Annotated in this window: 24 protein-coding genes; 16 read left to right on the top strand and 8 right to left on the bottom strand. The window is 39.9% G+C overall.

Translation table 11 applies throughout. From position 1 onward, the window contains the following. Window positions 1-94: 94 nt before the first annotated feature. Window positions 95-1,060, bottom strand: coding sequence for an allantoinase PuuE (gene puuE / locus BMW38_RS12390; protein WP_213031155.1), 966 nt, complete (start codon window positions 1,058-1,060; stop codon window positions 95-97). 252 nt (window positions 1,061-1,312) lie between these two features. On the opposite strand from puuE, the gene BMW38_RS12385 reads away from it, so the two are divergent. The 4 genes from BMW38_RS12385 to dsbD all read left to right on the top strand — a co-directional run bounded on the left by BMW38_RS12385 (window position 1,313) and on the right by dsbD (window position 4,987). Beyond that, window positions 1,313-1,663: an HPF/RaiA family ribosome-associated protein gene (locus BMW38_RS12385; RefSeq protein WP_004640014.1), complete on the top strand. Its 351-nt coding sequence runs from the start codon at window positions 1,313-1,315 to the stop codon at window positions 1,661-1,663. A 153-nt stretch (window positions 1,664-1,816) separates the two neighbouring features. Continuing rightward, window positions 1,817-2,362, top strand: a complete 546-nt coding sequence (locus BMW38_RS12380; RefSeq protein WP_056482112.1) for an ankyrin repeat domain-containing protein — start codon at window positions 1,817-1,819, stop codon at window positions 2,360-2,362. 12 nt (window positions 2,363-2,374) lie between these two features. Next, window positions 2,375-3,142, top strand: a complete 768-nt coding sequence (locus tag BMW38_RS12375; protein ID WP_092708493.1) for a transporter — start codon at window positions 2,375-2,377, stop codon at window positions 3,140-3,142. An 18-nt stretch (window positions 3,143-3,160) separates the two neighbouring features. After that, window positions 3,161-4,987 carry a protein-disulfide reductase DsbD gene (gene dsbD, locus BMW38_RS12370; RefSeq protein ID WP_092708490.1) on the top strand — a complete coding sequence of 609 codons (1,827 nt, stop codon included), beginning with the start codon at window positions 3,161-3,163 and terminating at the stop codon, window positions 4,985-4,987. On the opposite strand, the gene BMW38_RS12365 is transcribed toward dsbD, so the two are convergent. Then, complete coding sequence (locus BMW38_RS12365; RefSeq protein WP_213031154.1) at window positions 4,982-6,175, bottom strand: GGDEF domain-containing protein; 1,194 nt, start codon at window positions 6,173-6,175, stop codon at window positions 4,982-4,984. The two genes, dsbD and BMW38_RS12365, sit on opposite strands and share 6 nt — an antisense overlap. Before the next feature lie 179 nt (window positions 6,176-6,354). Beyond that, window positions 6,355-7,266: an alpha/beta hydrolase gene (locus BMW38_RS12360; RefSeq protein ID WP_092708484.1), complete on the bottom strand. Its 912-nt coding sequence runs from the start codon at window positions 7,264-7,266 to the stop codon at window positions 6,355-6,357. A gap of 151 nt (window positions 7,267-7,417) precedes the next feature. On the opposite strand from BMW38_RS12360, the gene BMW38_RS12355 reads away from it, so the two are divergent. Next, window positions 7,418-7,855 carry a DUF2147 domain-containing protein gene (locus tag BMW38_RS12355; RefSeq protein WP_003654111.1) on the top strand — a complete coding sequence of 146 codons (438 nt, stop codon included), beginning with the start codon at window positions 7,418-7,420 and terminating at the stop codon, window positions 7,853-7,855. Between the two features lie 37 nt (window positions 7,856-7,892). Here the strand turns inward: BMW38_RS12355 and BMW38_RS12350 are convergent, their stop codons facing one another. Then, complete coding sequence (locus tag BMW38_RS12350; RefSeq protein WP_092708481.1) at window positions 7,893-8,243, bottom strand: arsenate reductase; 351 nt, start codon at window positions 8,241-8,243, stop codon at window positions 7,893-7,895. Window positions 8,244-8,697: 454 nt separating this feature from the next. Then, entirely contained in the window at window positions 8,698-9,522 is an 825-nt protein-coding gene (locus BMW38_RS12345; protein WP_005038000.1) for an exodeoxyribonuclease III, read from the bottom strand. 38 nt (window positions 9,523-9,560) lie between these two features. On the opposite strand from BMW38_RS12345, the gene pyrE reads away from it, so the two are divergent. Continuing rightward, window positions 9,561-10,211, top strand: a complete 651-nt coding sequence (pyrE, locus tag BMW38_RS12340) for an orotate phosphoribosyltransferase (protein ID WP_004639998.1) — start codon at window positions 9,561-9,563, stop codon at window positions 10,209-10,211. Window positions 10,212-10,261: 50 nt separating this feature from the next. Here pyrE and BMW38_RS12335 read toward each other — a convergent pair whose 3' ends face one another. Beyond that, complete coding sequence (locus BMW38_RS12335) at window positions 10,262-12,454, bottom strand: TonB-dependent receptor (RefSeq protein ID WP_213031153.1); 2,193 nt, start codon at window positions 12,452-12,454, stop codon at window positions 10,262-10,264. Window positions 12,455-12,682: 228 nt separating this feature from the next. After that, window positions 12,683-12,895 carry a DUF1737 domain-containing protein gene (locus BMW38_RS12330; protein ID WP_092708478.1) on the bottom strand — a complete coding sequence of 71 codons (213 nt, stop codon included), beginning with the start codon at window positions 12,893-12,895 and terminating at the stop codon, window positions 12,683-12,685. 160 nt (window positions 12,896-13,055) lie between these two features. Here BMW38_RS12330 and gshB point away from each other — a divergent pair, with 160 nt between their 5' ends. The 8 genes from gshB (at window position 13,056) to lpxC (ending at window position 22,292) form a co-directional block, all read left to right on the top strand. Beyond that, entirely contained in the window at window positions 13,056-14,000 is a 945-nt protein-coding gene (gene gshB, locus BMW38_RS12325) for a glutathione synthase (protein ID WP_092708475.1), read from the top strand. Window positions 14,001-14,237: 237 nt separating this feature from the next. Then, window positions 14,238-15,335, top strand: coding sequence for an undecaprenyldiphospho-muramoylpentapeptide beta-N-acetylglucosaminyltransferase (gene murG / locus BMW38_RS12320; RefSeq protein ID WP_092708471.1), 1,098 nt, complete (start codon window positions 14,238-14,240; stop codon window positions 15,333-15,335). An 11-nt stretch (window positions 15,336-15,346) separates the two neighbouring features. Then, a complete protein-coding gene (gene murC / locus BMW38_RS12315; protein ID WP_092708468.1) occupies window positions 15,347-16,795 on the top strand; it encodes a UDP-N-acetylmuramate--L-alanine ligase in 1,449 nt (482 codons plus the stop codon). Window positions 16,796-16,832: 37 nt separating this feature from the next. Continuing rightward, window positions 16,833-17,759 carry a D-alanine--D-alanine ligase gene (locus BMW38_RS12310; protein WP_003654094.1) on the top strand — a complete coding sequence of 309 codons (927 nt, stop codon included), beginning with the start codon at window positions 16,833-16,835 and terminating at the stop codon, window positions 17,757-17,759. 2 nt (window positions 17,760-17,761) lie between these two features. After that, window positions 17,762-18,616: a cell division protein FtsQ/DivIB gene (locus BMW38_RS12305; RefSeq protein WP_092708465.1), complete on the top strand. Its 855-nt coding sequence runs from the start codon at window positions 17,762-17,764 to the stop codon at window positions 18,614-18,616. A gap of 60 nt (window positions 18,617-18,676) precedes the next feature. Beyond that, window positions 18,677-19,939 (top strand): cell division protein FtsA, encoded by a 1,263-nt coding sequence (gene ftsA / locus BMW38_RS12300; protein ID WP_045433761.1) that lies wholly within the window; start codon window positions 18,677-18,679, stop codon window positions 19,937-19,939. 164 nt (window positions 19,940-20,103) lie between these two features. Then, the gene (gene ftsZ / locus BMW38_RS12295; protein WP_092708462.1) at window positions 20,104-21,279 is read left to right on the top strand and encodes a cell division protein FtsZ; all 1,176 of its coding nucleotides are present in this window, start codon (window positions 20,104-20,106) and stop codon (window positions 21,277-21,279) included. Between the two features lie 110 nt (window positions 21,280-21,389). Beyond that, window positions 21,390-22,292: a UDP-3-O-acyl-N-acetylglucosamine deacetylase gene (gene lpxC / locus BMW38_RS12290; protein WP_080027985.1), complete on the top strand. Its 903-nt coding sequence runs from the start codon at window positions 21,390-21,392 to the stop codon at window positions 22,290-22,292. A gap of 97 nt (window positions 22,293-22,389) precedes the next feature. Here the strand turns inward: lpxC and BMW38_RS12285 are convergent, their stop codons facing one another. Further along, window positions 22,390-22,830, bottom strand: coding sequence for a DciA family protein (locus BMW38_RS12285; protein WP_003654086.1), 441 nt, complete (start codon window positions 22,828-22,830; stop codon window positions 22,390-22,392). A 107-nt stretch (window positions 22,831-22,937) separates the two neighbouring features. On the opposite strand from BMW38_RS12285, the gene BMW38_RS12280 reads away from it, so the two are divergent. Beyond that, window positions 22,938-23,630 (top strand): M23 family metallopeptidase, encoded by a 693-nt coding sequence (locus BMW38_RS12280; RefSeq protein ID WP_045433755.1) that lies wholly within the window; start codon window positions 22,938-22,940, stop codon window positions 23,628-23,630. A 250-nt stretch (window positions 23,631-23,880) separates the two neighbouring features. Continuing rightward, complete coding sequence (gene aceE / locus BMW38_RS12275) at window positions 23,881-26,598, top strand: pyruvate dehydrogenase (acetyl-transferring), homodimeric type (protein ID WP_005300635.1); 2,718 nt, start codon at window positions 23,881-23,883, stop codon at window positions 26,596-26,598.

Raw genomic sequence — 26,598 nt, 5'->3', positions numbered from 1 at the left:
ATTCCTAAACTCATTGTCGTGATTAGAGTTTTAGCAATAACAGTGCCAATAGCTGTTAATCAACAGTTTAAGAATTTAAAAATTTAAAAATCAATTATTCAGTTATGTGATTTTTATACCAATGTTCAGCGATATCCTGACGACGACATACCCAGACACGATCGTGCATTTGAATATAGTCGAGAAACTTTTGTAAGGCTTTAAAACGACCCGGATGCCCTAAAATACGGCAATGCATTCCAATTGACATCATTTTTGGTGCAGTTTCACCTTCTGCGTACAGCACATCAAAACTATCTTTTAAATATTGAAAAAACTGTTCTGAATTATTAAATCCACCTGGTGAACAGAACTTCATGTCGTTACATTCTAAAGTATAAGGAATAATTAAATGGGGTCGGGATGCACCCGCAGCATCGGTAAGTGTGGTCCAAAAAGGCAGGTCATCACCATAATAATCAGAGTCATATTGTATTTGTGGGAACTCTGCAAGTAACTGACGTGTGTTCGGGCTGTCACGTCCGGTGTACCAACCTATTACTTTATTTTCAAACAAGTTTTCTAAAACAGATAAAGCTTGTTCCATGTGATGTTTTTCTACTTCAACATCGGTATCTTGATAGTGAAGCCAGCGGTAACCATGAGATACTACATCATAATCAGCTTGCTTAATGGCTTCCACAATATAGGGGTTGCGGGCAAGCGCCATTGCAACTCCAAAAATGGTCATTGGAAGCTTGCGCCGTTCAAACTCACTATGAATACGCCAAAATCCAGCGCGTGAACCATATTCGTACATAGAGTCCATCGACATGTGTTTAGCAGGGTAGCTTGCAGCACCAATAATCTCTGATAAAAACTGTTCCGAGCCATCATCGCCGTGCTCAATATGTTTTTCGCCACCTTCTTCATAATTAAGCACAAATTGCACAGCAACCTTGGCATTATTAGGCCATTTAACCTGTGGAGGCTGTCCGTGATAACCGATTAAATCACGTGAATAAGGAGACTTTTGAATTTGCTCAATGAGCTCGGCGCCAGATAGATAAGATTCGGTCACGATTGCTCTCCTTTTGTTCAATTTTTCATAAATATTTAAAAAATCAGCTTGCATATTTTTATAGATGGACTGATATTGAAGATATGAAGATCTTCAAAATAAATTAAAAGCAGTACGTTTAAGTCAGGAGATAACAAACCATTACACCATCAAAATGTACAATTGAAGTCAGTTCATGCATGCTTAAAACATGCCAACATAAAAAAGTTTTGCATAGAAAAGATCCACAGTAAGAAAGAGAGGATGGTATTTATGAATATAGAAATCCGCACAGATAAAAACATCCATAATAGCGAACGTTTAATTACTTATGTACGTGCAGAACTTACTCAAGAATTCCAACGTCATAGCGAACGTATTACGCATTTCTCGGTTCATTTTAGTGATGAAAATGGGGACAAAAGTGGTGACAAAGATATCCACTGTATGATTGAAGCACGTCCTTCAGGTTTGAAACCAGTTGCAGTGCACCATAAAGCAGGAAATATTGATGCTTCAATTCATGGTGCAATTGAAAAATTAAAACGTAGCCTCGAACATACTTTTGAGAAAAAAGAACACCCGAGAGGTGGGCAACCAGAATTCATTGATGATGAAGTTTAATTGAAAACGGTAAAAAGCCCTTCGGGGCTTTTTTTATATCTGATGAAAATAAAACTATTCACAACATTAGGTTTGCATTGCAATGCAATCAACCTCTAAAATCTGGAGAAGAGATTAGGCATAATAGCCCTAATATATTTTTGAGAGATGGTCATGTTAACCACCCAGCAGCAAGCTTTAATTAAAGCCATAGAAGAATTAGAACTCGCGCAAGTGCAAAAATTACTTGCTGAAGGACTTGATCCGAACTTTATTGATCCGGAACAGGGACCACCTGTATCAATTATCTGTGACGGAATTTTTAAATGGTGGGAAAATGTATCGGAAGCTTATGAAGCAGGTACACCATTATCAAAAGAAGAAAAGCAACAAGCGTTACAGGTTTACCTTGAGATTCTCGAAGCTTTGATTCAGGCTAAAGCCAATGTACATCTTTGGGATGCAGAAGAGTTTTACGGTCCGTTATGGGATGCTGCAAGCTCGGCATGTGCGCCAGCTGTTCAACGTTTACTCGATGAAAAAGTTGATCCAAACTCACGTGATGAAGAAGGACTCACTATTTTATCTTCAATCAGTCAGTTGTTCTTTGATTGTGAATTTGATGAAATAGATTGGTCAGAATCGCTTGAAGAAGAGCGTGAAACATTAGAATTATTGCGCCGTCATGGGGCTAAAATGACAAAAGAATTAACTGCTTGATTGGATATTAAAATGAAAATAGTACAAATTTTAACTTTTGCCCTTACAACTGTTGCTGCAGGAAGTACTTTTGCCGCAGAGTTCTCGTTTGACCGCCCAGGGGCAGGAATGGGGACGGGTATTACCCCCGTAGGCAATTTGGCTTGGGAACAAGGTTTACCTAGTGCAACTTATACAGAGTCGACTGTCGATGGTGTTAAAGAAAAGACCGTAACCTTAAATCAGGATATGTTGTTCCGTACAGGTTTGGGTCGTGACTTAGAATTACAGTTAGGATGGCAGGGTCCGGCATGGACTCAAACCAAACGTGCGGGTAAAAAAACTGACAATTCAGGTTTTGGTGACGTAAGCATCGGTTTAAAAAAAGCGATTGATTTAAAAGATGACAGATTGTCTATGGCAGTGTTGGCTGAGGCTGTCATTGCAACCGGAAATGATGAATTTACGGCACATGATGACATTTATAGCCTTACCTCTGCGGTAGCTTACCAATATAGTGATTTAGTGGGTACTTCAATTACCATGCGTTATGAAGTGCAAAATAGTGATTGGGCTGTAACAGCAATCCCAACGATTGATTATAAAATCGCAGGTAAACTTTCAGGATATTCTGAGTTTATTTACCGTAAAGCTGAAAGCCAAGACTATGAATATGGTCTAGGTACAGGTTTAGTTTATGCAGTCAATAATCGTACTCAGCTCGATGCAAGCATAGGCGTCGATTTGAACGGTCAAGACAAGAGCTATAACGGTGGCTTAGGCGTGGCATTCTTGTTCTAATCAAAGCAATTTAAATTTATGTTAATGAAAAAGCTTATACATCAGGGAATTCTTTATTTTCTAGCAGTTATAGTTTGTGTATTTAGCCAGTTGGTTTCTGCGCAAGATAAGTTACTGTCACCCGAACAAGCTTTTTCATTTTCGGTTGAATCTTCTGAGCCGCATACTGCGAGTTTATCTTGGCAGATTCAGCCAAATTACTATCTATATCAGCATAAATTTACCGTACAACAAGGTACTCAACCTTTAGTTTTAAAGTTACCAAAAGCTATTGCTCAACATGATGAAAATTATGGGCAAAGTCAGGTTTACTACAATCAAGTTAATTTCCAAATTAAGACAAAGCCTTCAGAGCACTATAGTGTGACTTGGCAGGGCTGTGCCAAAGACCGTATTTGTTATCCACCACAAACCATTGAGTTTCAAACCGATGCAGATGGCTTGGTCGGTGTACAAAACCAAGCGGGAACCGCACCAAAACGATTGTTAGATTTAGCAAATACGCAACCAGATACCTCTTCAGATTCAGAATCTTTAGAAAAAGAGCAGAGTACACAGACGGCTGTTGATACAACTACACCACAAATTGCACAAGATCAGATCTGGTCAGCTAAGTTAATTGAACACTCACTTTGGTATGGGATTTTATTATTTTTAGGTTTAGGCATGCTGCTCGCATTTACGCCATGTTCTTTACCGATGCTTCCTATTTTAACTTCATTAATTATTCGAGAGCATAAAGGCTTAAAAGCTTGGGTCATTGCACTTACCTTTGTGTGTAGTATGGCATTGGTTTATGCAGGTTTAGGTTTAATTGCTTCTTCAGCAGGTTTAAATTTCCAACGCTGGTTACAACAGCCTGCTACTTTAATTGCCTTTAGTTTGCTGTTTATTGTATTTGCTCTGAACCTATTTGGCTTGTTTGAACTTCGTTTGCCGCAAACATGGTTAAACCGTCTTGACCGCATTCAGTCCATGCAACAAGGTGGCACTTTAGTGGGTGCTGGAGTCATGGGTGTGGTTTCTGCGCTCTTGGTGGGTCCTTGTATGACTGCACCACTCGCTGGAACTTTATTATTTATTTCTCAAACACAAAACCAATGGCAAGGAGCTTTGCTTCTGTTTTGTCTGGGATTTGGGATGGGGATTCCCTTATTGCTCGCGAGCATATTAGGTGCAAAATTTTTACCTAAAGCTGGCGACTGGATGCATCAGATTAAAGTGATTTTTGCTTTCCTGATGTTGGGTTTAAGCCTCTACTTTATTCGTCCTTTATTGCCTGATTGGGGCATGCAAGTACTTAGTTTAGTATTAGGACTCGCTTTTATCGTTTATGCTGTTTATCAGTTTTTCTGGAAAAAAGGGCAGCTACAATGGCTCTATGCGATTTTATTGTTAATCGTTACACCTTTTGTAGCCTATAACCAGTATCAACATATTCATAATCGAAATTTGCAAAGTTCTGACCATATGGCTGAGTGGCATGTTGCGGCTAGCGCGGCAGACTTCCAAAAGATTTTAGCGGCTGCTCCAGCTGATCGGGCTATTGTAGTTGATGTTTATGCAGACTGGTGTGTTGCCTGCCAACCTATTGAGCACCGTATTTTAAAAGCACCCGAGGTGCAGTCTGCTCTTGCACCCTATTATTTAATTAAGCTTGATTTGAGCCATTATGATCAGTCACATGAAGCTTTACTCAAACAATGGAATATTTTAGGACCACCAACCTATTTATTTTTAAGCCCAGAGCAAAAAGAAATTCGTGCGTTGCGTTTAACTGGTGCATTTAGTCAGCAAGAACTTTTGCAACAACTGGCGAGCTTGGCAAAGTTAAAAAAATCATAACGTATTAATAGCTTCAGTCTGATGAAATGTACGCACCTGATTTCGTCCTGAGGCTTTTACGCCATAAAGCGCTTGGTCTGCTTGTCTAATGACAAGATAAGGGTCTTGTGCAAAAGCTGAACTGCTTATTCCAAAACTCGCGCTAATATGAATAGGATTATTTTGAGTGCTAAAAACTGGCATTTCTTCTAAAGCATGGCGGCAGCGCTCAGCAATTCTTTCTGCCTGAATAATATCGGTATGAGGCAATAATAAAATAAACTCCTCTCCACCAAATCGACCAATAATATCTTCACTACGCACGTTGTTTGATAGGCATTGGGCAATTTCAATTAAAACCTGATCGCCTTGATGATGTCCGTAAATATCATTAATTTTTTTAAAGTGATCAATATCAAGAAGCACCACGGCATAATCAAATTGTTGTTGGTGTAGTGACTCTAAATGCGTGTTTAAACTACGTCTATTTAATACGTTGGTTAATGGGTCGAGTTGGCTTAGGCGTTGAATATAAGTTTCGCGCTGACGCCATTGAGTGAGTAATATCTCAAATAAAATAAAACAGGCCAATAAAATGGGCATAATAAAAAATGCCATGCTTCCTAACCAAAAGGGGTTAGTTTGAGCACGTTGCATAGCAATAAGATTAAATAATGGTGCATAAGGCAAAGTGCCTCTCATACTTAAATAAGTACATACCGTTAAAATAATGGTGGCAGGTACAAGAGCGCTATAAACAATTTTTCGTTCGAATAACACGAGTCCTACACCAATGGTACCGACATAACCTACCATGGTGGCGGGGCTAATACTGCCAATTAAATATCCATCGTGGCATAGCATGAGCGTAAAAAATTGAACACTAATCAAGGGGATAATGTTTTGGGCCCACTCATGATTTTTGTAGCGATAGCAGGGAATAATCAGTAAGACTAATAAAAATAAGGTAAATAGATTTAACCAGATTTGAGATTCAACTAAAGGTAAATGTGCCCATTGCCAAACACTTGGCGTAATTAAAATATAGCCTTTCCATAAAATCCAACTGAAATTCATTGCAGAGGCAAGTGTAAGCATCAGGGCGCTTTTTTGTAATGGCGTCCAGTTGATGATGTGATTATTGTGGATGAAATCGATTATTACATGTTTTATTTTATGTATGGGATGAATGATTAAACAATTTTTCATAATATGTAAGGGCTCCTAAATATAGATGCCTCTTTGTTAGACCATCCTAAAATAAAATTGGATTGTTTAAATAATTTATATTTTAAACATAACATGATTTTCAATTTATATATGATGACTTTTTATAAAGAAAATGATGTGAAAAGTTTTATTCACTCTTCACATCATTTATAGATAAATTAAGTTTTATCTAATTCATGAGCAAATTCAGCAATATCTGACAATGCTTGTTTAGCCTCATCAAACCATGCGTTAAACATCTGGAAGTTATGCCACATGCCTGTATAAAGTTTAAATTGAACTTTAACACCTGCATCTTCAGCTTTTTCTCTAAATCGTTTGGCATCATCTAACAAGATTTCTTTAGAACCTACCTGAACTAAGGTTGGTGGTAGGCCATGCAGATCATCAAAAATTGGTGAAACACGAGGGTCATCGGCTGCAATCTGATTGCCAATATAATGCTGGATCCCTGTTTGCAGGGCTTCAAGCGAAAGCAGGGCATCATGTTTTTGGTTAAATCTTAATGATTCGCTTGTCAGCGTTAAATCTAAAAAAGGCGACAATAAAATAAGACCACTCGGCATGAGCTCGGGTTGTTCTTTCAAGCGTAAGCAAAGTGCTAATGCTAAATTGGCTCCGCATGAATCACCAGATAAAATAATATCCTTTGGCTGAAGACCTTGTACCACTAAAGATTGATAGATGTCATATAGAGCTTCGGTTGCCTCAGGGTAGGGATGTTCCGGTGCTAGAGGATAATCCACATGAATAACTTGCATTTGGGTGCGAGCGGCCAAATCTGTCATAAAAGCATGGTGTGTTTTGACACTGCCAAGAAAAAAAGCGCCGCCGTGAATGTGAAAAATCAGTTGAGTAGCATGATCTTGCGGTTTGATTTCTTCACCTTTAATGCCTGCCAGCCGAATTGGGCGAACAGAGACATTTTTTTGTCGTGGAAAAGCACGACACATTTGGTCTAAAACAGGACGTAAGGCAGTAGGCGGTAAATTTAGCTGACTTGGCTTGCGAATTGTTGTTTTAAGAAAAGTTTCTGTAAAGTAATATTTCCAAACATTTGATATATTCATATAGCATCCATTTTTATGCTAGTTTCTTGTTTTCTTGTAAATTTTATTTTGCAAGATTACAAGGTTACACGAAACAGTCACATTCAAAAATTGCAATATCTTTGCGACTTCTGAATACTAAAATCTTGAAAGACCCAAGGATATTACAAAAATGAAAAAGATTGCTTTAGCTTTAGGACTCATTGGTATGGCTGCATTTGCCAATGCGGCTGATACACTCAATGGAACGGTATGGAAAACAATTGATGATCAGACCAATAAGCCAAAAGCCGTAGTTAAATTTACGGAACAGAAGGATGGGACCTTAACTGCAACCATTCAAAACATTTTGACACCGGGCGAAGAAAACGCTTGTACAAAATGTGAAGGTCCGTACAAAAACAAACCACTTAAAGGTGTCACCATTGTACATAATTTAAAAAATGTAGGTGGCAACAGTTATGAAAACGGTACGATTTTAGATCCTAAATCTGGTAAAACTTACAAATTGAAAGGTGAGTTAACAGATGGCGGTAAGAAGCTTAAATTGCGTGGCTATATTGGTGTTTCTGCACTTGGTCGTAACCAAACATGGATTCGCGCTAACTAAAAGTTTTAATAAAAAACGAGCCAAATGGCTCGTTTTTTTATGCTTGGATATTTTGATATATCGCTTCATCAAAACCGACGATAAAACCTTGGGAAGTTTGTAAAACTGGTCTTTTAATTAAACTTGGTTGAGCAATAAGTGCTTCAATAAGATGGTCTTCACTGCTTAATGCATGCGTTTGTTCTTCTTCTGATAGCTTACGCCAAGTGGTTCCTTTTTTGTTTAGAACCGTGTCTTTCCCAATTTCTTTTAACCAAATTTTTAGGGTATCTGCATCAATCCCTTGTTTTTTATAATCATGAAAATCATAGTTAAGCCCTTTAGCTTGCAAGGCATCAAATGCTTTTTTCATTGAGTTACAGTTTTTGATTCCATAAATTTTTAACATTTTATCGGACCATGTCAAAAAGAGAGAGCACACAGCCTACCCCAAAAAGCATTTGAGCACTACTTTATACAGATACTTTTAAAACAAATGAAAAATTATGATTAATCGAAAGAGAAATGTCATGTTATTGTCATAAGACAAGGCGATAATGAGCTTAATAAGAAGAAGTTAAAACTAAAAGAACTTAGCGCAAAAAATAAGAGATTGAAAAGAGAAAACCCGCATTTAATCATCCTGATCATGCGGGTCTCATTTCAACGTCCAATGTCACATCCTTGCAAATAAACTTATCATAAGTTTATTTTATCTTCCTACGGCGTCCTATCCTTTTGCGTCATCCTGACTGCTTCCCTGTGCCGTGGGGCTATAATGCCGTTAAAGCTGTGTAAGAAAAATACTCAAAAACGACATATGCTGTAAGCGAAAACGACAAGGTAAGTGAACAACTGTTCACTTATTCTTGAATTTTATAGTCGATAATAACTGGTGCATGGTCGCTAAACCATTGATCTTTAAAGACCCATGCATTGGTTGTGCGTGCTTTCCAGTCTGGTGAGCAGGCTTGATAGTCAATACGCCACCCTACATTTTTTGCACGAGCTTGGCCGCGATTTGACCACCATGAATAAAGTTCTGCTTCTGCTCGAACAACGCGGAACGTATCAACATAACCAAGTTCATCATAAATATGGTCAAGCCAAGCACGTTCATGCGGTAAACAGCCAGATGATTTTTGATTACCCGACCAGTTTTTAATATCAATGCGTTTATGAACAATATTGTAGTCACCACAAATGATGACTGACTTATTTTCATCACGCCATTGCTTCAAGATTTTCGCGTATTCACCTAAAAATAAATCTTTACGTGCTTGCGCTTCTTCACCACTTGAGCCTGAAGGTAAGTATAATGACGCAATATGTACCGGATGTGACAAACCTAAATCGAATTCAGCAGAAATAAAGCGACCTTGACTGTCAGCCAGTTCAAACCCTAAACCATCTTTAACAGAGACAAAGGGTAAGCGGCTATATATGGCAGTTCCTGCGTAACCTGCACGTTCTGCTGGAAATAGATGGGTATGCCATCCTTCGGGTCTAAATTTTTCAGTCCATTGTTCATGGGTAATGCGGCTTTCCTGCATGCATACGACATCGGCATCTGATTGTTCTAACCATTCAAGTAAGCCTTTCGTCACCGAAGAACGCAAGCCATTTACGTTAATGGAAACGACTCGAAGAATTTTTACATCACTTGGATACTGATCCTTTGGTATCATGCGAAAATTTAACCTCAATTGTGAATTTGGAGCACCTCATGACAACGCCTGTGTCATTTAACCCGCAAGCATTTATCGAACTCGCATTATCACGCGGTGTGCTTAAATTTGGTGAGTTTACTTTAAAATCTGGACGTGTGAGTCCTTATTTTTTTAATGCAGGCCTACTCAACGATGGTGAAGCTTTGTCTCTTTTAGCACAAGGCTATGCTGATAAATTAACACAATGTCAAAATGTTGATGTGATTTTTGGGCCAGCTTACAAAGGTATTCCATTTGTAGCAGCGACTGCTGTTGCCTTATCGCAAGTACATAACAAAAGTGTGCCATGGGGCTTTAACCGTAAAGAAGCGAAAGATCATGGTGAAGGTGGTGTTTTAGTTGGTGCTGCGGTTGAAGGTAAAAAAGTCTGGATTATTGATGACGTGATTACCGCAGGTACAGCGATTCGTGAAGTTGTAACGATTTTGAAAAACGCTGGCGCAACTATCGCTGGTGTTTTAGTTGCGCTAGATCGTCAAGAACGTGGTCAAGGTGAACTTTCTGCAATTCAAGAAGTTCAAAAAGAATTAGAAATTCCTGTGCACGCGCTGATCACCATGAAAGATTTAATGGATTATTTAGATGCGAAAGGCGAAAAAGAAGCACTAGCAAATATGCAAGCTTATCGCGAGAAATATGGTATCTAAAAATAAAAGGGCATACCTCTAAATAGGGGTATGCCAGTTTAATATTTTATTTAGAATTGATAATTCAAACGCAATAACACATTACGTGGCGTGCCTGGCATGCTGTCTGAACGCCAGTATTCTTTATTGGTTAGGTTATTCACCGCAATAGTGACGTTCCAAGGATCTGCACTATAACCAATTGCAGCGTCGACACGATTAAAGCCTTCCATTTTTACTTCATTGTTAATATTCGGGTAATAAGACCCGACATAAGTCACACCCATTTCGGTATACCACTGTTCAGTTGGTAAATAACGAATAAATAAATTACCCGTATTTTTTGATGTGTTGGCTAAATAGTTGCCCTCTCGTTCAGGATTTTGTTTATCTTCTTTTACTTTTGCATCTGTGTAACCATAACCACCGCGAACAAAGACATTATCAAGCACACGTCCAATAAAACTAAATTCAACACCACGAGATTGATGCTGACCAGCAGTTGCCCATACATCTGGTTGCTCATCAGCGTTTGGTTTATAGCGAATATTATTTTTACGAATATCAAAAACAGAGAATTGAGTATTTAAACGATTATCTAACCATTCGCTTTTTACACCCACTTCATATTGTTCATTATATTGAGGCTCTTTGTCCATTTTTTCGACATCGGTGCCGCCTGTAACTTGATTAACACCCATTTGCCCGCCAAACGGTGCAAAGCTCTTAGAGTAAGAGGTGTAAAAGCTATGTTCAGGAAGCGGTTGCCATACCAAGCCAACATTTGGGCTAACAGTACTGTCTTTTACATTACGATGTGCATTAGTAAGTTTATTGGTTGTTGAAAAGTCAAAGTAATCATAACGTAAGCCTAACATGAGTTTAAGTTGGTCATTTAGACCAATTAAATCCTGAATGAATACGCCATAAGTTGTGCCTTCATTGTAGTTATGCTGACTAATTAAGAGTGGGCCATTGCCACGACTTGATTCTCGTTCACCTGTGAATGGATTGACGTAACCATAAATGGCTGAACCATTTTGAGTCTTATTGGCTAGACGTGGTTCTCGTTGTTCATAGGTCCAGTCTGTACCCATCATGATTTGATGTTCAAGCGAACCTGTTTTGAATTTACCCTTAATATCAAATGTATTGGTGGTGGTTTTATTGCTGGTTTGTTGCCAGTAGTAAATTTGGTTGATATAGCCTTTTTTGGTCGTGCATTCTTTGCCTTTTAGATCGTTTCCATCTAACCCACAATAAGTTCCAAAATAAAAGTGATCAAAGTTCTGTTCTGCTTGTCGGTAACTTGCTGCCCAGTGAAAGTTCCAATCAGGCGCATATTCATAATTCACATCGGTACGAACCACCTGCAAAATATCATCAACATAATCTCCGTCTTGGGCAAATCCTGTTTTGATCGAAGTTCCCTCAGGTAAGTTGTCTTGTGTTGGCCCGCGATCAGGTACACGACCTAATTTGTCATACGTATATTGTGTGGTCCAAGTAAGCGTTCCATCATCATTTTTATACGTAAAACTTGGTGAAAACATCTCAATTTTATTTTCAATACCAGAGCGAAAGCTACCTGACTCGCCATATTCTCCCGTAAGGCGTACTGCTAAATTGTCATTAATGACTTGGTTGATGTCAGCAGTGGTTCCATAGTTATCGTATGAGCCTGCATAAGCGCCAACTGAACTTTTAGAGTCGAAATTGGCGAATTTACTCACCATATTCACAACCCCACCACCAGCGCTACGGCCATATAAAACAGAAGCGGGGCCTTTTAAAATTTCAATACGCTCAATATTGGCAGTACTACGGCGTACTTGCCCACTTTCACGTATACCATCACGGTAAATATCGCCTGTGTCAGCACCAAAACCACGAATGGTAATGCCATCACCACGCATGTCGTAATTGGTAGATACCCCAGGTGTGCCTTGCAGCATAACGCTTAAATCATTTGATCCATAAATTTTATATTTCTGAACATCAATGGTATCAACGGTTTGAGGGACATCTTTTTTATCTAAGCCATTACGTGTGACATTGGCTTTGTCATAGTCGATATAGCTTTTGATTGGGTCGAGTTCACTCATGGCCTCAATTTTTATGGTTGGCATGGTCGCTGCAACTTTCGAGGATGAGTTACTAGAGTCTTCAGCGTATACACCTTGAATATTAAGGATCATTAAACTGAGTAAGCTGAGCGGGAACAAACGCTTAATTTGGGGAGATGATGTAGAAATTCTTAACATAAAATAAAATCAATTAACAAAAATAAAAGTATAAATGATAATTATAATCATTTATTTGTTTAGAATAAAAGAACTATTGTCTTAAAAAATGACATATTTATTTTTTAATAACTATTTTTTAGGAATGTAATGAGTAAATTAAACAAACTATGTGAATTAACTCATTAGTTTTTCTTGTTAATTGAGTTTTAGAGAGGGGCTTTTACCAATAAAAGCTCCCCCTTGGGGTTAAGCGTTATTTTTCAGAACATCTAAAATATCCATTTCTGGATCATAACTCTCGTCAATCGTTTTGCAAATTGCTTGTCCAACAATCACATGCGTGCCATTAAAGGTCATGCTGGGTGCTTCATATAATTCCCAGCCGTGATTCAGTGCTTTAGTTACTCGTGCACAAAAAGCAGAGTCATCAGGGCCAGTTAAATAGCGATAAAGTTTCATCTTTAGCCTTTAAAAATAATATTTTATGGTCATAGTTTAACTGAATTTACTTGAGTTCTAGTTAATGGAATAACAGATAACGATTTACTGAAATTAAGAAAAACGAGTGAAAAATCTCAGCTATACTCATGCTAATTTAAATTTTATGAAGAGCTTGAGCATGCGTGTACTTGTCGTCATGGATCCGATTGAAACCGTAAATCTTAAAAAGGATTCAACCATGGCAATGTTGTGGGCGGCGAGCCGTCGTGGACATGAATTGGGTTATGCATTACAACAAGATTTATATATCGATCAAGGTAAGGCTTACGGTCTAATCTCGCCATTAAAAGTATTTGAAGATTACAATCATTATTACGAGTTGGGTGAAAAGAAAAAAGAATCTATCGCGGCTTACGATGTGGTGTTGATGCGTAAAGACCCACCGTTTGATATGAATTTTGTCTATACGACTTACGTGCTTGAGCAAGCTGAACGCGAAGGTTCATGGATTATCAATAAACCTCAGTCATTGCGTGATTGCAATGAAAAGCTATTTGCAACGCAATTCCCAGAGCTGCAAGTACCTACACTTGTGACATCGCAACAAAGTTTAATTCGTGAATTTCTTAAAGAACATGGCGATGTCATTGTGAAACCACTTGATGGTATGGGCGGTACGGGAATTTTCCGCTTATATCAAGATGGTGTAAACATTGGTTCAACGTTGGAAATGCTGACAGAGTTAGGTACTCGTCCAATTATGGCTCAGCGTTATATTCCTGAGATTGTAGAAGGGGATAAGCGTATTTTGATGGTAAACGGTGAACCTATTCCTTACTGCCTCGCTCGTATTCCACAAAATGGTGAAGTGCGCGGTAACTTAGCGGCAGGTGGCTTAGGTCAAGCGCGTCCGCTTACTGAAAACGATAAGCTGATCGCAGCTAAAATTGGTCCTTTCTTGCGCGAAAAAGGTTTGATTTTTGTTGGTTTAGATGTAATTGGCAATTATGTCACTGAAATTAATGTCACCAGCCCAACATGTATTCGTGAAATTGATGCTCAATTTGGTACATCAATTGCCGATAATCTGTTTGATGTATTAGAAGCGGGTCGTACGACTTAATTATTTATTTCAGGTGATTTTCAGCGGTATTTATGGGAAATCACCTGAAAATATATGAATTAATAAAATCACAATATGAAATACGCTAGTGCTTTGTAGGCATATTTTCAAAAAAGCACATCTTTCTGTTATAAACGAGTGAAATTAGCTTTTCGTTAATGAAGCTTTAGGATTAAAATAAACGGCTACAAAAATAGATGACAATTTCCATTGTTTTTTGAGTTGAAGAATTAGACCGTGACCGATTCACAGCAAAGTAAACCCAAACATGTCATGATGATGGCTGCCGGTACAGGTGGACATGTTTTTCCAGCCCTCGCCGTAGCCAAACAACTTCAACAACAAGGTTGTCAGGTTTCATGGTTAGCCACGCCAACAGGTATGGAAAATCGTTTATTAAAAGATCAAAATATTCCAATTTATCAAATTGATATTCAAGGTGTTCGTGGAAACGGTGTGGTCCGTAAACTTGCTGCGCCTTTTAAAATTTTAAAAGCGACTTTAAGCGCAATGCGCTATATGAAACAGCTTAAAGTTGATGCAGTTGCAGGCTTTGGCGGTTATGTTGCTGGGCCTGGTGGTTTAGCAGCACGATTGTTAGGTATTCCTGTACTCATCCATGAGCAAAATGCAGTTGCTGGTTTTACCAATGCACAGTTAGCGCGCGTTGCTAAAGTCGTGTGTGAAGCATTTCCAAATACTTTTCCTGTTAGCGAAAAAGTTGTTACAACCGGAAATCCTGTACGTCGTGAAATCACCGATATTTTAAGCTCTAAGTGGCGTTATGATGCGCGTGAGCAAGCGGGACAACCTTTAAATATTTTAATTGTTGGCGGTTCTTTAGGTGCAAAAGCGCTTAATGAACATTTACCGCCAGCGCTTAAAAAAATACAAGTTCCACTCAATATTTTTCATCAAAGTGGTCAACAACAAGTTGAAGCAACTCAAGCACTTTATGCAGATGCACCAGCCAACTTAAAGGTGCAGGTTTTGCCGTTTATTGAAGATATGGCAAAGGCTTATAGTGAAGCTGATTTAATTATTTGCCGAGCTGGAGCATTAACGGTGACGGAAGTTGCAACAGCAGGTGTTGCAGCAGTTTTTGTACCACTTCCGATAGCAGTTGATGATCACCAAACTGCAAATGCTAAATTTCTGGCTGATATCGGCGCTGCAAAAATTTGCCAGCAATCGACTATGACGCCAGATGTTTTAAATGAATTGTTCACTTCGCTGATGAACCGCCAATTACTTACAGAAATGGCAGTGAAAGCGCGTCAACATGCCCAACCAAATGCGACTCAGCATGTGGTTGATCTTATCCAAAAAATGTAATCGGATTTACTATGTCTCCATCAACAGCTGCGAACCAAGCAAAAAAACTGATTAAAGTGCCTGAAATGCGCCGTATCAAACACATTCATTTTGTGGGGATCGGTGGTGCTGGGATGTGTGGCATTGCAGAGGTATTGGGTAACCAAGGTTATAAAATTTCTGGTTCAGACATTAAAGCATCTAAAACTACAGAACAATTAGAGCAAAATGGCATCAAGGTTTATATCGGCCATCAAGCGGAAAATATTAAAAATGCCAATGTGCTTGTAGTTTCTACAGCGATTGATCCAGAAAATCCGGAAATTAAAGCAGCGATTGAGCAACGTACTCCAATTGTACGCCGTGCAGAGATGCTAGGTGAGCTTATGCGTTACCGTCATGGTATTGCTGTAGCTGGTACGCATGGTAAAACCACTACTACAAGTCTTTTAACCACCATGTTGGCTGAAGAAAACCTTGATCCAACCTATGTCATTGGTGGTTTGCTTAATAGCACAGGTGTAAATGCTGCACTGGGCGAAAGTCGTTTTATCGTGGCTGAAGCTGATGAGTCAGATGCGTCTTTCCTTTATTTGCAACCTATGGCAGCCATTGTAACGAATATCGATGCTGACCATATGGATACCTATGAAGGTAGCTTTGATAAATTAAAAGATACGTTCGTACAATTCCTTCATAACTTACCATTTTATGGTTTGGCTGTAGTTTGTGGTGATGACGCCAACATTCGTGAAATTATGCCACGTGTAGGCCGTCCAGTTATTACTTATGGTTTTAATGAAGATAACGACATTCGCGCAATTGATGTTGAACAAGATGGTATGCGTTCACACTTCACCGTGTTACGTAAAAGTCGTGAGCCGCTACGTTTAACCATCAACCAGCCAGGCATGCATAATATTTTGAATGCTTTGGCTGCTATTGGTGTTGCGACTGATGAAGGTGTTTCTGATGACGCAATTAGCCGTGCTTTAGCAGGCTTTAGCGGTGTTGGTCGTCGCTTCCAAGTACAAGGCGAATTCGAACTTGCCGATGGTAACGTGAAGTTGGTTGATGACTACGGACACCATCCTAAAGAAGTAGAAGCAACCATTAAAGCTGCTCGTCAGAGCCATCCGGATCGTCGTTTGGTTATGTTATTCCAGCCACACCGTTACTCTCGTACCCGCGATTGTTTTGATGACTTTATTGAAGTGCTTTCTCAAGTCGATCAATTATTATTATTGGAAGTTTATCCTGCCGGTGAGAAGCCTATTGTCGGTGCAGATAGCCGTACTTTGGCGCGTAGTATTCGGTTACGTGGACAGGTGGAACCGATTTTGGTCGATCCGGTTGAAGGTAATTTGCAAAACATCATGCAAAATGTGTTACAACCAAATGACTTGTTATTAACGCAGGGTGCGGGTAACGTTGGAGCAATTTCAGTAGAACTTGCACAACACAATTTGTATGTGAAATAAACAAAAAGTATTGAATTATCGGGTTAAGGATTTAAACGTGTCAAATGCTACAAAATTCGGCAAAGTTGCCGTGCTATTTGGTGGGAAATCGGCTGAGCGTGCTGTGTCTTTAGATAGTGGTCAGGCAGTTCTGGATGCTTTATTGCGTTCAGGTGTTCAGGCTGAAGCATTTGATCCGCAAGACCGCAGTGTGACTGAACTTGTAAATTATGATCGTGCATTTATTGTATTGCATGGTCGTGGCGGTGAAGATGGCCAGATTCAAGGTGTACTTGAATGGTTAAATCTGCCTTATACCGGAACAGGTGTACAAGGTTCTGCTATTGGCATGGATAAAGTCAAAACCAAGCAAATCTGGCAAGGTAGCGATTTACCTACAGCGCCATATCGCATTATTACTAAAGAGACAGATTTAGATGCGGTGATTGCTGAGTTGGGCTTGCCTGTCATTATCAAACCTGTACATGAAGGCTCAAGCGTGGGCATGAGTAAGGTTGAAAAAGCAGAAGACTTTGCTGCTGCAATTGAAAAGGCGACTCAGCACGATGCTGTTGTGATGGCAGAAAAATGGATCACAGGTCGTGAATTCACAATCTCGTTCTTAAATGGACAGCCTTTGCCGGTTATTCGTTTACAACCACCAGCAGACGTTGCTTTTTATGACTATGAAGCAAAATATGAACGTAATGATGTTGAGTATGGTATTCCTTGTGGTCTAAGTGAGACAGAAGAGAAAAACCTACAAGCATTGTGCTTACGTGCTTTTCAAGCAGTTGGTGCTGAAGGTTGGGGCCGTATTGATGCGATGCAGGATGAGCAGGGTAATTTCTGGCTTTTAGAAGTCAACACTGTGCCAGGTATGACCAGCCATTCTTTAGTTCCAAAAGCTGCTCAAGCTGTTGGCTATAGTTTTGATGAATTGTGTGTTGCCATTCTTGAGCAAACATTGGAAGGTACGGCTTAAATATGGCACAACTTCCGGCTTCCATGCGCCGTAAACGTGCGGCCATCACCTCTATTCATGATAAACCGCCTACACGTAAGCAGAAGCTTGCGAATGCTGGTGGATGGGTGCTGTTGGTTATTGCTTTTGTAGTGCTGGCAGTCGGAATTTATGGGCTATATAAAGTTATTACAGATGCAAAAGTTGCAAAGCTAGAGGTTGTAGGGTCGACGTCTTCAGTTGAAACACAACAAGTGATGCAGCATGTTGCTCCAATTATAAAAGCGAATTATTTCACATCCGATTTAGAACAGATTCGTGATAAAACATTAGAAATTTCATGGGTAGACCGAGTTGTGGTATCTCGTGCTTGGCCCAATGGTATTCGTGTTCGTGTTATGCCTCGACATGCCATCGCCCGTTGGGGAACAGGTCGCTTGTTAAGCGATGGAGGCGATGTATTCAGTGAGGCAGAGCAGACAATTCATCCTGAGCTTCCGTTACTACATGGTCCGGTAAGCCAGTCGAAAATGATGATGCGACGCTATAATGAAATCAATCAATTATTCCATCCCGCCAACTTGCGCCTAAAAGAGTTATATCTGACAGAGCGAATGACTTGGTTTATGCAGTTTGATACAGGTTTACGAATTATCGTTGACCAAGATCAAACAATGAATAAGTTGCAACGTTTAAGTCATCTGGCACAATCTGACTTAAAACCGGTGTGGTCGAAAATCTCAGCCATTGATTTGCGATATCGTAATGGATTATCTATTCAATGGAAGAACGCAACACCACCTAAAATTGTGAATGGTCAGTTTGTTGTAACGATTGATGACACAAGCATTGCAGGTGGAACAAAAGCAAAGCCATAATACGTGGCTTTAAAATAGGCAATTTGCCTGGTATTAAACAACAAAGAAATGGTATGAGTGATGAATGAAGCTGTTCCCTCAGTTGTTGCGATTGACATTGGGACGCATAAAGTTTCAGTTTTGATTGGAAAGATTCATGCGCCGGATAACATTCAAGTTATCGGTATGGCAACTGCTCGCAATCGAGGCATGAATAAAGGAAAAATTGTCAGCCTCGATAAAGTCATCGCTGCGATTAAAAATGCTGTTGCTGAAGCGGAAAATATGGCCGAATGTCGCATTCATAGCGCATGGGTATCGATTCCGAGTACCGAGTTGCAAAGTTTTTATGCCTCTGGCCGCACACCAGTTGCTAATCCAGCACATGTTATTACAACAAATGAAGTCGTGCGCGCGTTAGAATTGGCAAAAGCAAGTCATGTGACTTCTGATTACTATTTAGCAAGTGCAGTGCCGTTAGGCTTTGAATTGGGTGATTCTGCTGAATGGGTGCAGAATCCAATTAACATGACTGCCCATAGTATGACAGGACATTATCAGTTAATGATGATGCCTATAGCGACTATGCAAAACCTTGATCGCGCCATGAAAGGTGCAAATATCGGGGTTGAAAAAATGGTGGTATCTTGCTTGGCAACCGCCGAGGCAAGTTTGCTTAAAGATGAAAAAGAATATGGTGTTTGTCTGGTTGATGTTGGCGCAGGCATTACTAATCTTGCGGTTTATCTAGATGGACGTTTGGCTCTGGCACGTACATTGCAGCGCGGTGGTGAACACGTTACACGTGATATTGCTGCTGTATTGCAAACCACGACAGAAGAAGCTGAACGCATTAAAATTCTGTATGGTTGTGTCGATTTAAGTGCTGTTAAGCCAGATCACATGATTCAGGTAGAAGGAATTGATGGCCCTCAAACCATTAGTCGAATTGAGTTGTCAGAAATTATTATTGCACGTTATGAAGAGATCTTTAGCCAGATTCGCGATGAACTCGAACACAGCGGTGCAATTCATGGTTTATACCATGGTGTAGTGCTGACAGGTGATGCTTGTCAAATCGAAGGTATGGTGAGTTTAGCTCGCCGTATGTTGGGGGTATCTGCACATTTGGGCAATCCACCGTTACAGGTTTATGCTGATGATCAGCATCAAGCCGCGTTACGTCGTTCGATGTATGCAACAGCAGCTGGTTTGCTCATGTTTAGCCAAAGTGAGTTGCAAGAAGCTGTTGAAGAGCCTGAAGAGGCAAATGACCGTTCGGTATGGGAACGAATGGTAAATGGCTGGAATGCGTTTAATAGCAAGCTAAAAGCCATTTTTTAGGATGTATGGATTTATTGGTAGAATTGTTAGGAAGTTGTAAGAGAAAACCACTGTACTTGACAAGGTTTGTATTGCACAGCATTCTTAAAATTAGTTATTTTTGAAAATCAAGGCAGTATACGGGCTGAAGTGACTGCCATAATGTATTAGGAACCCTAAAGGTCATGGCCTCATTTGAATTTATAGAAGATGAACTAAACGATGGCAACGGTCAAGCCCGTTTCACTGTATTTGGTGTAGGTGGTGGTGGCGGTAATGCCGTTCAACATATGGTGCAGTCTGATATTCAAGGTGTTAAATTCGTTTGTGCCAATACAGACAAACAAGCACTGGACTGTATGAATGCACCTTTCAAAATTCAGTTAGGCGAGCAAAGTACACGTGGTCTAGGTGCTGGTGCTAACCCTGAAGTAGGGCAAGTTGCAGCAGAAGAAAGCCGTGAAATCATTCGTCACCATCTTGAAGGTACGGATATGGTATTCGTTACCGCTGGTATGGGTGGTGGTACGGGTACAGGTGCGGCACCTGTCGTGGCTGAAGTTGCCAAAGAAATGGGTATTTTGACTGTTGGTGTTGTGACAACCCCATTTAACTTTGAAGGCCGTCGCCGTTTAAAGTCTGCTGAACGTGGTATTGAAGCGCTTGAAGCACATGTTGACTCATTGATTATTATCCCTAACCAGCGCTTACTCAGTGTATATGGCGATATTTCAATGAAAGATGCTTATAAAAAAGCTGATGATGTATTGTTAAACGCTGTGCGTAGTATCTTTGACCTTGTTGTAAACCGTGGTCATATTAACCTTGACTTCGCCGATTTGAAAACTGCAATGAGTACACGTGGTTATGCCATGATGGGTGCTGGTTTAGGTCGTGGTGAAGATCGTGCGCGTCAAGCTGCTGAACAGGCTATCCGTAGTCCATTGCTTGATAACGTAAATATTATTAATGCTAAAGGTGTGTTGATTAACATTACTGGCGGTGATGATATTACTTTACGCGAAACTGAAATCATTACTGATGTCGTGAACCAGATTGTTGACCTTGATGAAGGTGAAATCTTCTACGGTACTGTATTTGATCCAGATGCGCGTGATGAATTACGTGTAACAGTGATTGCAACTGGTCTAACACGTAATGCAGCAGATGCGGAACCGAGAAAACGTAATACGGTAAGTCATGTATCGGCTCAATCAGCTCAATCTGTTGATGAAGATGACGTTCCTGCAATTAATAAGCGTCAAAATGCAGACAATGAAGTGAATAGTACTGCAAGTTCTTCTCCGCGTTCTTCTCCGATGAGCATTCAAGATTACTTGAAAAATCAGCAACGTAAGTAAAATATTATTAAATTTAAAAAAAGGCAGTGTTTAATCACTGCCTTTTTTTGTTTTTGATCAATGACTAAATATGCTAACGTATAGCGGTTTTAAAAAAGAAGTTACAAAGCATGGTGAAACAACGTACTCTCAATCGTGTGGTAAAAGCGAGTGGAATAGGTCTTCATAGCGGTCAAAAAGTGATGATCAATTTCATTCCACATACCGTGGATGGGGGTATTGTATTTCGTCGTATCGATTTAGATCCACCTGTGGAAATCCATGCGAATGCTTTGCTGATTCAAGAAGCTTTCATGTGCTCCAATTTAGTAATTGGAGATATAAAAGTTGGAACAATTGAGCATGTGATGAGCGCAATTGCAGGTTTGGGAATTGATAACCTTATTGTTGAGGTATCTGCGTCCGAAGTTCCGATTATGGATGGAAGTGCTGGCCCATTTATTTACCTGTTAATGCAAGGTGGATTGCGTGAGCTGGATGCGCCGAAAAAATTTATAAGAATATTAAAACCAGTTGAAGCATTAATAGATGATAAAAAAGCAATTTTTAGCCCGCATAATGGTTTTCAGTTAAATTTTACGATTGATTTTGACCATCCGGCATTTGCTAAAGAATATCAATCTGCGACTATCGACTTTTCTACTGAAACTTTTGTGTATGAAGTGAGTGAAGCTCGTACTTTTGGTTTTATGAAAGATCTGGATTATCTCAAAGCAAATAACTTAGCTTTAGGTGCAAGTTTAGATAATGCGATTGGTGTAGATGATACGGGCGTTGTTAACGAAGAAGGCTTACGTTTCGCCGATGAATTTGTGAGACATAAGATTTTAGATGCAGTAGGTGATTTGTATTTGCTTGGTCATCAAATTATTGCCAAGTTTGATGGCTATAAATCGGGACATGCTTTAAATAATCAGTTGTTACGCAATGTTCAAAGTGATCCGAGTAATTATGAAATTGTAACATTTAATGACGAGAATGAATGTCCAATTCCATATGTGAGTGTGACATAAGTCATTGTCTTTATTTGGTCATGTTATAATGTAACATTTTAAAGTGTGAATTTTGTCACATAAATATGGCTGAACTTTTCATTAAATATAGAGCCCGTCATTTTTTATTGCTTGCCAAACGTAGTAAAGCTTGGCTAAGCTTAGGGTCGCTCACAAAGTCGGCTGCACTGCGTAACATTTCTTGTGTTTCCGGGGGAATGGGTTTAGATGGCTCAGATGAGGGTGGATTTGGAATGTTTTTATTTCTCAAGCGAACCTGAATTCTTTGTAGGTCTTTTAACCCTTCAAGTTGAGATAATTTAGATACATATTGGTTCTGTAAATAACTGAGTTGACTAATCATCGCCTGATTTTCACCAGTAATGATCAAAGAACCATTTTGATAACACACGACCTGCCATTGTTCCGGTTGGGGCAATAAGGGTTGGATAATTTTCGTAAGTCTTTGCCATTGCGCGACTTGCGTTGTTAGAAACGTAAGGTTTCCTGTTTTTATGTGTTTTCCGGATTGTTGAAAAACGTTATCGGGTTTAGACATGGGTCATTCTCGGATAGATTCTTGTCTTCATCTTAAGCGTTCATTTCAATCGATATCAAGGAAGAGATCATAAGGAACTTAAGTAAGAACAGTTTCAAGAGGTTTTTATGCACACGCGTCGTATTTTATTAGCGTTTTCACTTGCCGCTTCGGCAGCATCAGTTGCTTTTGCAGATTATCAAACAATTAACCAATCTACTGATTCAGATCGATTGGAACAACTATCAAAAACATTATCTCAAGGTTCATATACCCATCCTGATGATTTAGATCTTCCAGCGAGTGCGAAAGTTTCAGTGACCTTACGCCAAAAAACGGTTGAGCTCAACAATGAGTCACTCGCTAAAAAATATGGCAATACGACAGCTAAGAACTCTTTCAATACCTCTTCTTCAAATGCTTATTCGTGGTTAGTTTCTCATCCTCTTCCTGATACAGTACGTGTTTCTTCCAACTTTGGTGGCCGTACGATGAGCGGTCGTGCCGAACATCATGGTGGATTGGATATGGCTGCTCCAAGTGGTACGCCAATTTATGCTACAGGCCCAGGTATTGTAACCAAATCTGGTTGGGGTACTGGCTATGGTCAATATGTTGAAATTAACCATGGTAATGGCTATTTAACACGTTATGCGCATGCTTCGCGTTTAATGGTACGTGTAGGTGAACAAGTGTCGGCAGGTGAACATATTGCCAATGTCGGTTGTACTGGTCGCTGTACTGGTCCACATTTGCATTATGAAGTAGTAAAAGATGGTCAACGTAAGAATCCAACAACTTACTTAGCGATGCTTCCTTAAAGGCATAGTTGAAAAGGTTAAGGTTATTGAATTTATGAATCTGAAATTAACTTAAACCTTTTTTAACGTAAAGATTGTATAAAAAAACGCCATTATTGGCGTTTTTTTGTTATTTTGTTTAATGCTCGGTCAATGACTATTCATTCAGAAAATAATAGGCCCCCCTCACATTCACCCGTGGCAATAACTAGAGAGGGGTAAAACGTGGTAAAAATACAAAGTAGATTAAAGAACAAGGAACAGGTGAATTATGGCGTTTTACGGTGACTCCGATGCACAAGAAACCCAAGAGTGGCAAGATGCATTCGATTCAGTTTTACAACATATGGGAACTGAGCGGGCGGCATTCTTATTGGAAAAACTTTACCAACAAGCAATTGCCAAGCATGTTCCCATTCAACGTCTCAATACACCTTACTTAAATACAATTTCTGTTGAAGAACAACCTGCAATGCCAGGCGACCAAGATATGGAACGCCGTATTCGTGCATTGATTCGTTGGAATGCCTTAGCAATGGTACTTCGTGCGAATAAAACAGGTGATGATTTAGGTGGACACTTGGCGAGCTTCGCATCAAGTGCAACATTATATGACGTAGGTTTTAACCATTTCTTCCGCGCAAACAGCAATAACTTTGGCGGAGATATGATTTATTACCAAGGACACTGTGCTCCTGGTATTTATGCACGTTCATTCCTCGAAGGACGTTTAACTGAAGAACAGTTAAGTAATTTCCGCCGTGAAGTTGGCGGTAACGGTTTACCAAGCTATCCACATCCATATTTAATGCCGGACTATTGGCAATTCCCAACAGTATCAATGGGTCTTGGTCCAATCATGTCGATTTATCAAGCACACATTCAAAAATATTTGATGAACCGTGGCTTGATCAAAGAAGAAGATCGTAAAGTCTGGGCTTATCTTGGCGATGGTGAAATGGATGAGCCAGAAAGTACTGGTGCAATTTCACTTGCTGGTCGTGAAAAGCTTGATAACCTAATTTGGGTGGTTAACTGTAACTTACAGCGTCTAGATGGCCCTGTACGTGGTAACGGTAAAATCATTCAAGAATTAGAATCTTTATTCCGTGGTGCGGGCTGGCGTGTCATTAAAGTAGTATGGGGTCGTCATTGGGATCCGCTACTTGCAAAAGACAGCACTGGCGCTTTAAAAGCGGTAATGGGCGAAACAGTTGATGGTGAGTATCAACGCTATCAAGTGAAAGGTGGTGCATATACACGTGAGAAATTCTTTGGCAAGTACCCAGAAGCTGCGGAACTTGTAAAAGATTTAAGCGATGAAGACATCGATAATCTCAACCGTGGTGGTCATGACCCGTACAAAGTTTTTGCTGCCTATGCAGAAGCAATGAAAGCTAAAGGTCAACCAACAGTTATTCTTGCGAAAACTGTTAAAGGTTACGGTTTGTCTGAAGAAATTGAAGCGGTGAACAAAACTCACCAAATCAAAAAAATGCAAATCGACTCTTTGAAATATGTACGTGACCGTTTCAACCTGCCATTTACAGATGATAAGTTAGAAGAGCTTCCATTCTACCGCCCAAGTGAAAACTCTCCAGAAATGAAGTATATGAAGGCGCGTCGTGAGGCTTTAGGTGGCTATTTACCTGCACGTCGTAAAGAGAGTGAAATTTTAGCGATTCCTGAATTATCTGTATTTGATGCAGTATTAAAAGGTTCTGCAGGCAAAGAACAATCAACTACCATGGTGATGGTGCGTTTAATTGCTTCTTTACTTAAAGAAAAAGCAATTAAAGACCGCGTAGTGCCAATCGTTCCAGATGAAGCGCGTACTTTTGGTCTAGAAGGTATGTTCCGTCAGCTTGGTATTTATGCCGCTCACGGTCAAAAATATACTCCAGAAGACCAAGAACAGTTAATGCATTACCGTGAAGCAAGTGACGGTCACATGCTTCAAGAAGGGATTAACGAAGCTGGTGCGATGAGCGCATGGGCTGCGTTGGCAACAAGTTATTCAACGAATAACTTGCCAATGATTCCAATGTACATGTACTACTCAATGTTTGGTTTCCAACGTATTGGTGACATCGCATGGGCTGCGGGTGATGCGCAGGCACAAGGTTTCTTGTTAGGTGCTACTGCTGGTCGTACCACATTGAACGGTGAAGGTTTACAGCACCAAGATGGTCATTCACATATCTTGGCGAACACGATTCCTAACTGTGTATCTTACGATCCATGTTTTGGTTATGAGTTAGCTGTAATCGTACATGATGGTTTACAACGTATGTATGTGAACCAAGAGCGTGTGTTCTATTACCTAACTGTAATGAACGAAAACTACGAGCATCCTGCAATGCCTGAAGGCGCTGAGGAAGGCATTAAACGTGGTATGTACTTGTTCGAAAAAGATGAAAAAGCAACTGTTCAATTACTTGGTTCAGGTGTAATTCTTCGTGAAGTGATCAAAGCTGCGAAAATCTTACGTGATGAATACCAAATCCATTCAAACGTTTGGAGTGTAACAAGCTTCAATGAGTTGTCTCGTGATGGTATGGCATGTGAAGAATACAACCGTCTACACCCACTTACTGAAGAAGTGAAAGAGTCTTGGGTATCTAAACAATTACGCGGTACAGAAGGTATTGTTGTTTCAGCAACAGATCATATGCGTGCGTATAGCGAACAAATCCGTGCCTATCTTCCAGATGGCCGCCCATTTGTTGCGTTGGGTACAGATGGTTATGGTCGCTCAGATACACGTGCTAACTTGCGTAGTTTCTTTGGTGTTGATGCGGCACATATCGTTGTTGCTACTTTGAAAAAATTAGCTGACGAAGGTGAAGTAGATGCACGTTTAGTTAAAGATGCAATTTCTAACTTTGAGTTAGATACTGATCGTCCAGTGGCATGGGCTCCACAAGCACATCCAGAAGTTCAAGCAGTTGCTGAATACCATGAAGCGCAAACAGGTGAGGGGAACTAA

The organism is Acinetobacter sp. yr461 (assembly GCF_900110445.1).
Lineage (GTDB): Bacteria > Pseudomonadota > Gammaproteobacteria > Pseudomonadales > Moraxellaceae > Acinetobacter > Acinetobacter calcoaceticus.
The sequence above is the reverse complement of the archived record's forward strand: the minus strand, read 5'-3'. Positions and strand labels throughout refer to the sequence as shown.

Excerpts from the sequence above, each read along its gene's own strand:
- aceE (WP_005300635.1), top strand. The coding sequence starts at position 23,881 with ATGGCGTTTTACGGTGACTCCGATGCACAAGAAACCCAAGAGTGGCAA.
- BMW38_RS12345 (WP_005038000.1), bottom strand. The coding sequence starts at position 9,522 with ATGATACCAAAGGATCAGTATCCAAGTGATGTAAAAATTCTTCGAGTC.
- lpxC (WP_080027985.1), top strand. The coding sequence starts at position 21,390 with ATGGTGAAACAACGTACTCTCAATCGTGTGGTAAAAGCGAGTGGAATA.
- BMW38_RS12360 (WP_092708484.1), bottom strand. The coding sequence starts at position 7,266 with ATGAATATATCAAATGTTTGGAAATATTACTTTACAGAAACTTTTCTT.
- murC (WP_092708468.1), top strand. The coding sequence starts at position 15,347 with ATGTCTCCATCAACAGCTGCGAACCAAGCAAAAAAACTGATTAAAGTG.
- dsbD (WP_092708490.1), top strand. The coding sequence starts at position 3,161 with ATGTTAATGAAAAAGCTTATACATCAGGGAATTCTTTATTTTCTAGCA.
- BMW38_RS12285 (WP_003654086.1), bottom strand. The coding sequence starts at position 22,830 with ATGTCTAAACCCGATAACGTTTTTCAACAATCCGGAAAACACATAAAA.
- ftsZ (WP_092708462.1), top strand. The coding sequence starts at position 20,104 with ATGGCCTCATTTGAATTTATAGAAGATGAACTAAACGATGGCAACGGT.
- BMW38_RS12365 (WP_213031154.1), bottom strand. The coding sequence starts at position 6,175 with ATGAAAAATTGTTTAATCATTCATCCCATACATAAAATAAAACATGTA.
- ftsA (WP_045433761.1), top strand. The coding sequence starts at position 18,677 with ATGAATGAAGCTGTTCCCTCAGTTGTTGCGATTGACATTGGGACGCAT.
- BMW38_RS12330 (WP_092708478.1), bottom strand. The coding sequence starts at position 12,895 with ATGAAACTTTATCGCTATTTAACTGGCCCTGATGACTCTGCTTTTTGT.
- BMW38_RS12385 (WP_004640014.1), top strand. The coding sequence starts at position 1,313 with ATGAATATAGAAATCCGCACAGATAAAAACATCCATAATAGCGAACGT.
- BMW38_RS12350 (WP_092708481.1), bottom strand. The coding sequence starts at position 8,243 with ATGTTAAAAATTTATGGAATCAAAAACTGTAACTCAATGAAAAAAGCA.
- BMW38_RS12305 (WP_092708465.1), top strand. The coding sequence starts at position 17,762 with ATGGCACAACTTCCGGCTTCCATGCGCCGTAAACGTGCGGCCATCACC.
- pyrE (WP_004639998.1), top strand. The coding sequence starts at position 9,561 with ATGACAACGCCTGTGTCATTTAACCCGCAAGCATTTATCGAACTCGCA.
- BMW38_RS12335 (WP_213031153.1), bottom strand. The coding sequence starts at position 12,454 with ATGTTAAGAATTTCTACATCATCTCCCCAAATTAAGCGTTTGTTCCCG.
- BMW38_RS12280 (WP_045433755.1), top strand. The coding sequence starts at position 22,938 with ATGCACACGCGTCGTATTTTATTAGCGTTTTCACTTGCCGCTTCGGCA.
- BMW38_RS12355 (WP_003654111.1), top strand. The coding sequence starts at position 7,418 with ATGAAAAAGATTGCTTTAGCTTTAGGACTCATTGGTATGGCTGCATTT.
- gshB (WP_092708475.1), top strand. The coding sequence starts at position 13,056 with ATGCGTGTACTTGTCGTCATGGATCCGATTGAAACCGTAAATCTTAAA.
- BMW38_RS12375 (WP_092708493.1), top strand. The coding sequence starts at position 2,375 with ATGAAAATAGTACAAATTTTAACTTTTGCCCTTACAACTGTTGCTGCA.
- BMW38_RS12380 (WP_056482112.1), top strand. The coding sequence starts at position 1,817 with ATGTTAACCACCCAGCAGCAAGCTTTAATTAAAGCCATAGAAGAATTA.